The following is a 6,053-nucleotide window of genomic DNA, read 5'->3' as shown; positions in this document are numbered from 1 at the left end:
CGTTCCAGCAGATCGGCCAGCTCGGCGACCAGGCGATCGTCGATGGTGTTGTTGGCCTCGGGCCGATACAGCTGCACGAAGCAGATGTTGTCCTCGTGGCGCACACGCAGGGTGTGGTATCCGGTTTCGATCATAGTAACCCTCACTACGGTTTTACTCTGCATACAAACGCTCAAGACTTCGAACAAAGAACGTCACACGAAGAAAAACCAACTCCCGTTATTTACTTGCACGCACCTCAATAGCGGAACTTCCAAAACCACTTCCACAGATCAAGCGCAAAACATCCATGACGCTAAGTTAACCCCTGCTCTCCTCCAAGTACTCCTCAACAATCGCGCACGCAAAAAACCCCCCATACCCGAAAGAATTGACTAAGGCTCTTCGGGGGTGTTCGTACTCAACTCCTCCCACAAGCCTCACCGGACGTTTCCATTCAGCGAGTTCATGCTTTAGATAAAAGGCTGAATCTTCAAGGTTTATCTCACGATCAATAGGAAGTGCTTTTATCATAGGTGATATTTTCTTGTTTTTTATCTGCAGTATTACCTTGATCAATTGGGATATTCCGGATGCAGCAGCGAGATGGCCGATATTTGGCTTGACGGAGCCGACCGCACAAAAATTCTTAGCCGACGTCAAGTTGGAGAATGCTTTTAGGGTGGCCTCAAGTTCAAGCACATCACCAATTGGAAGGCCTGGAGCAGCGCAATCCAAGTAACTAATAGACTGGGGATCCACGCGTGCACGCATGATGGCCCCTTCAACCAAACTAGTTACTTTCTCAAAGTCTAGGGAGATGAGCAGGTCATCACTGCTATTCACATTATGATTACCGATAAAACCATGATTGGTCGTACGAATGACTGCCAGTATTGGATCTTGATTTGCCACAGCTTTGGACAGCGGCCTCAAGACAACCGCTCCGGCCCCTTCTCCTAATATAATTCCACTTCTTTCCTGAGCATAACTTCGATAAGTTGGATCATTAGCCAATATTCCTGCTTGGCTTCCAAAGACAAAATGGTCCTTGTTGAGCATCATGCCTGCCGCGGCTATTGCAGTCTCGCAATCACCTGCACGCAGCCCAGCGCAAGCCAGATGCAGAGCACTGATCGCAGAGGCACTATGCAGATCTAGCACTATGCTAGGCCCAGACAAACCGTGGGCTCTAGAAATCGCACCAGCGAGTTGCCCATTCCCTACGATCTCAAAGGCTCCAATGTTCGCGTCCTCGACAAAAGGAATCGCGCCCACGTACACCCCTGTAGTTTTCCGATAGTCTTCAGACGATGACGATGAACTTTTTTCCAGCGACTGCAATGCCGCGCCGATCGTTCGTAAAATTAGTTTGCTCTGCCTATCCTTTACATCGCAATTAAATTCAGCAGCCAACAGCTCTTTTGTCTGCTCGGCATCAAGAAACCCGCCCCATTTACAATAACTTGTCGCCCCCGTCGCCCCCCTAAACTGATGAGGCGTGAAAAAGCCGTCCAACGACCAACGTTCTGGCGGAACCTCAACAATACAATCTCTGCCTTCGAGTAAATTATCCCAGTATTGAAGAAGGTTACTTGCCCCGGGAAAAAAACCCGCCATGCCGATTACGGCAATAGGCTCTGGCGGAAGCAGGTCAAGCGAGCCTTTTATTTCCAATGAATTTTTTATCATCATATATCACTCAATTTAGACAATGGGCCACGCAGCGCATGACATCAACCTCCGAAACAGTTTCAAGAAAATTAGCCCAAACCTGAAGCCCCACTCATGGTTTCTCTATAAAACCCCACAAGTTCATTCAAGTGACGCTCCCGCAAGATAAGGCATAAATCACGAAGTCCATCCGCCTCAAAATAAATAGCCGGTGGAATGGAAAGCCCATAAAACCTAGAAAGGTTATTTACAATAGCCACAACATGGATTGAGCCATCAACGTAATCCGACATATCGGAGTCCAATGTCAACTCCGAGTTACGCAGCTTGAGCGCGTCGCCCACTAGCCGCAGCACGTCGGCCTCAAATGCATCGTGCCAAGACGGTCGTTGCGTGGTTTGTCCTGAGCTCTGCTGGTTATCTGAACTCATAAGCACCTCCTGTAGGTTCAAACGTTCTTGAGCATGTTGCTGTACGTCCTGATCTGGGCCAGGTACTTCCACAGGTCGGCCTCCCACAGGTGTCGCCGCGACTTGATGAAATGTTCCTGACCAAGGTCCACCTGCTGGCTGCACTTGGCCTCGTTAAATTCCTCCAGCCCCCTGGTCTTGGCAAGGAACGCACGGGCATAGTTCAGGACGAAGTTGCCTTGGATTTTCGCCGCATCGCCCAAGCCGCCCGCAGCATTGACGAACCCCATGCATAGCAGGTTGTCGTGGTTGCGCGGGGCGCAATGCAGGAACAGATCGGGAATGCCGTCGCGCCACTGTAAGAGTTGCGGATCAATGAACGAAAGGTTGCGGCTATAGCCAGTGGCATAGATGACCATGTCCACCTGCTCCCGGGATCGATCGGCGAACTGTGCGTGACCTTCCACTAGGGCCACGACATCACCCTTGGGAACGATATCGCCGTGGCCGATATGGAACAAAACGTGGGAATTCATGATGGGATGCGCTGCGCTGATCGGGTAGTCGGGCTTGGGCAGCCCGTAATCGGCGCCATCGAAGCTCGCCACCTTGAAGGTCTCTAACACGTGCTGCCAGAACCCCTCCTTGCTGCTGAAGCGCTCCGCAATCTCTCTCATCCACAGTGCAGTGGGCATGCCGTGGATGAACTTGGGCTGGTAATAGTAGCCACGGCGGGTGCTGTGATAGACCCGCTCGGCGTGATGCACGGCATCGGTGGCGATGTCGCAGCCGGAGTTGCCGCCGCCGATCACCAGCACTCGCTTGCCACGCAACTGGTCGGGCGACTTGTAGTCAGCCGCGTGCAGGATCTCCCCGGCGAACCCTGTGCAAGGGATCGACGGGAAGTAAGCGGTTCGCTGCAAGCCGTTGCAGATCACCACCAACTCGTGGAACTCACGGCCGCCCTGGGCAACATGGACCTGCCAGCCCTGAGCATGGGGCTCCAGCCGCTCGACCCGGGTGCCGAACTGAGCCCGTTCATACAACCCGAACCGGGCTGCATAGGAGCGCAGGTAGGCCAGCATCAACCGGTGATTGGGATAGTCCGGGTACTCCGCGGGCATGGGGAAATCCGGAAACTGGGTATTCGACTTGGGCGAAATCAGGTGCAGCGACGGATAGGTCCGGCCGCTATCGCCCTCGCTGTTCCAGACACCGCCGAAGTCCGCCTCCGCTTCGTACAGGACGAAGTCGATGCCGGCGGCATTGAGCTCACGGCCAATGGCCAATCCGGTGGGGCCGCCGCCGATGATCGCCACCTTCGCTGCGCTGCTCATTTCATCGCTCCTGTCAGGTCGTTGTAGAGACTAACCGGCTCACCGAAACTCAGGCCCTCCAGGCGTAAGCACAGCTGCCCTTCGTCGTCGGCCAGATCGATATTCACGGGGGGTTGCGCTTGCGGATCATCCGTACCAGGAACCGCGATCACCCAAGCCTTTTTAGGCAAGGCTCCCCAACGCTGCACTCTATCCACCGTAAAGGGTGGCACCAGGGCGCGAGCGCCCGGCAGCAACGCCTCAGCCAGCTGGAACCCCGCCACCAGCACCGCTGCCTCCGGCCAGCCCGGGTTCGTGCTGGCGTCCGGGCTGTGCAGCTCGCCCAGGGCGAGCCGCGTGCCCCGGCGGAACTCGCGCAGGGCTTGCAAGCCGGGGCCGTAGGCCGCGCCGCCGCGCTCCAGGTGGGCGTAGCAGGCCGGCCCCGTGACACTGGCATGGCAGGCTACCCTCAGCCTGGCCAGGTCGATCCGTGGCGCTGGCTGATCCGCCGGGGCCTGCGGCCAGGCGGTTCCTGCGCAGTACAGCACCTCGCTGTCAGCCTCCTGGCTGAAGATCCGAAAACGCATGTGACCCAGTTCGTCCGCCGCCAACGCCAGGTGCACCTCCAGCGCCCCAGCGACCAACAGAGGCCGTAGCCAGTGCACGTCCTGCAGGGTTACCGCGCTGTCGGCTGGCAGCCGTTGCGCCAATAGCACAGCCGCCCGTGCCCACTCCAAGAGGACGATGGCCGGCATGCCGGGCTGTCCTGCGACGTGGCAGTCGCGCACCAGTTCACTCTCTGGAGCGAGCCAGGTCGAGTAGCGCAAGCCAGCGATGCTCGAGGTATTGCGCTCGATCAACGGATGCAGGCGTTTGGCTGATGGCGTGGTGCTCGCAGCGGCGCTGCGCCGGACGACGGTATCGTCCGGATGCACCCAGTGCGACTCCCTGGCGAAGGGATAGGTTGGCAAGGACAGGCGCTTGGGCTGCCTGCCCGGATACAGGCGCAGCCATTCGATCGGCGTACCGCCGACCCACAAGGAACCCAGGCGCTGCAGGTTGTCCAGGGTTGATGGGCCGGCCAGCACGTCTTCGCCTGCCTGCGTTGCTGACATCGCCTTGCGTGCTTGGCCGGTGTAGGCCTGGGCATCCTCCTGGCCATCGATGAAGGCCCGCAAGCTCTCGAGCACCCTGGACCGCGAGTCGGCGACGAAAGCCAGCCGGTACTCGAGTTCCGCGCGGCCGGTCTGCAAGGTGTAGGCCATGGCTTCGAGGTCCGGGGCAGCATTGCGCTCGACATAGGCCCGCAAGCGTTCGGCACAGCTGCGCAGTTGTTCCGGGCGCCTGGCCGAGAGTACGAACAGCCAGGGTTGTGGGACAGGCACAGCGCCCTGCTCTACACAAGGTGCTGGACGATATTCGTCGACCACCAAATGTGCGTTGGTCCCACTGATGCCGAAGGCGCTGACGCCGGCACGCAAGCCCGGCGCAGCACCGGGTTGCCAGGGTTGGCGTGCCGTACAGACGAAAAACGGCGAGCGCTGCAGATCCAGGTGTTCGTTCGGCGTGCGGTAGTGCAGGGTCGGCGCCAGTTCGCGGTGTTTCATCTGCAGCAGCACTTTGTGCAAGCCCGCCACCCCGGCTGCCGCCGAGGTATGTCCCAGGTTGCTCTTCACCGAGCCCAGGCCGCAGTAGTGCTGGCGTTGCGTGCGCTCCTGGAAGACCGTGGACAACGCCTCCATCTCGATCGGGTCGCCCAACTTGGTCCCGGTCCCGTGGAGCTCGACATAGCCGATGGTCTCGGGATCGATGCCATAGCGGGCGTAGACATCGCGCAGCAGTTCCTCCTGGCTTGCGGCACTGGGCGCGGTGATACCGTTGGTCTTGCCATCCTGATTGATGCCCGAGGCGGTTATCACCCCATGGATAGCGTCGCCATCACGAATCGCATCATCCAGGCGCTTGAGCACCAGTGCACCGACGCCCTCGCCCGGGACAAAACCGTCCGCGTCGTTGTCCAGGGTCCGACAACGGCCGTGGGCGGACAGCACTCGTGCATTGCACATCGCCAAGTAGGCTTGCGGCGCCAGGTAGAGCGTCACCCCGCCGGCCAGAGCCATATCGATCTCGCCGCTGCGCAGTGCCTGGCAGGCCAGGTGCGTGGCCACCAGGGACGATGAGCAGGCGGTATCCACCATGAGCGCCGGCCCCTTCAGGTTCAGGAAGTACGCCAGGCGTGCTGCGGCGATGGCCGGGCTGCTGCCGGTGAAATCCCCAGCGCCCCGACAGTGTTGTACCCATTCACCGTATTCATTGCCGCCCATCATGCCCAGGTAAACCCCACACCGGGACTCGCCGAGCAGCCGAGGGCCATAACCTGCATCCTCGAAGGCCTTGTAGCCCTCCTCCAGGAACAAGCGTTGCTGTGGGTCCATCAATTCCGCCTCCAACGGCGGGATGCGGAAGAAGAGGGGATCGAAACAGTCGATATTGTCCAGGCTGCCCAACCACTTGCTATAGATCTTGCCCGGCCCCCCCGCATCGGCATCGAAATAGGCATTCACGTCCCAGCGCGAAGCGGGGACCTCCTGCACGCAATCACGGCCTGCTGCGAGATTATCCCAATACGCCTCCAGCGAATCCGCCCCAGGATAACGCCCGGCCATACCGATGA

Annotated in this window: 4 protein-coding genes; all 4 read right to left on the bottom strand. The window is 58.7% G+C overall.

Annotation, left to right across the window (positions count from 1 at the left end):
• Positions 1-300: 300 nt before the first annotated feature.
• Positions 301-1,674, bottom strand: a complete 1,374-nt coding sequence (locus tag H7A76_RS32055) for a polyketide synthase (RefSeq protein ID WP_185702221.1) — start codon at positions 1,672-1,674, stop codon at positions 301-303.
• Positions 1,675-1,742: 68 nt separating this feature from the next.
• Positions 1,743-2,084, bottom strand: a complete 342-nt coding sequence (locus H7A76_RS32050) for an acyl carrier protein (RefSeq protein ID WP_185702220.1) — start codon at positions 2,082-2,084, stop codon at positions 1,743-1,745.
• Between the two features lie 17 nt (positions 2,085-2,101).
• On the bottom strand, positions 2,102-3,400 hold the full coding sequence (locus tag H7A76_RS32045; RefSeq protein WP_185702219.1) for a flavin-containing monooxygenase: 1,299 nt from the start codon (positions 3,398-3,400) through the stop codon (positions 2,102-2,104).
• Positions 3,397-6,053 (bottom strand): type I polyketide synthase (locus H7A76_RS32040; protein WP_185702218.1); only part of this gene is annotated, 2,657 nt, incomplete at its 5' end. The genes H7A76_RS32045 and H7A76_RS32040, both read right to left, overlap by 4 nt.

It is taken from the genome of Pseudomonas sp. MSSRFD41, assembly GCF_014230245.1.
Classification (GTDB): domain Bacteria; phylum Pseudomonadota; class Gammaproteobacteria; order Pseudomonadales; family Pseudomonadaceae; genus Aquipseudomonas; species Aquipseudomonas piscis.
Note: the sequence above shows the minus strand (reverse complement) of the source record. Positions and strands in the feature narration are given on the sequence as shown.

What these genes read in the sequence shown, in the direction of transcription:
- H7A76_RS32055 (WP_185702221.1), bottom strand. Translation starts at nt 1,674, where the DNA reads ATGATGATAAAAAATTCATTGGAAATAAAAGGCTCGCTTGACCTGCTT.
- H7A76_RS32050 (WP_185702220.1), bottom strand. Translation starts at nt 2,084, where the DNA reads ATGAGTTCAGATAACCAGCAGAGCTCAGGACAAACCACGCAACGACCG.
- H7A76_RS32045 (WP_185702219.1), bottom strand. Translation starts at nt 3,400, where the DNA reads ATGAGCAGCGCAGCGAAGGTGGCGATCATCGGCGGCGGCCCCACCGGA.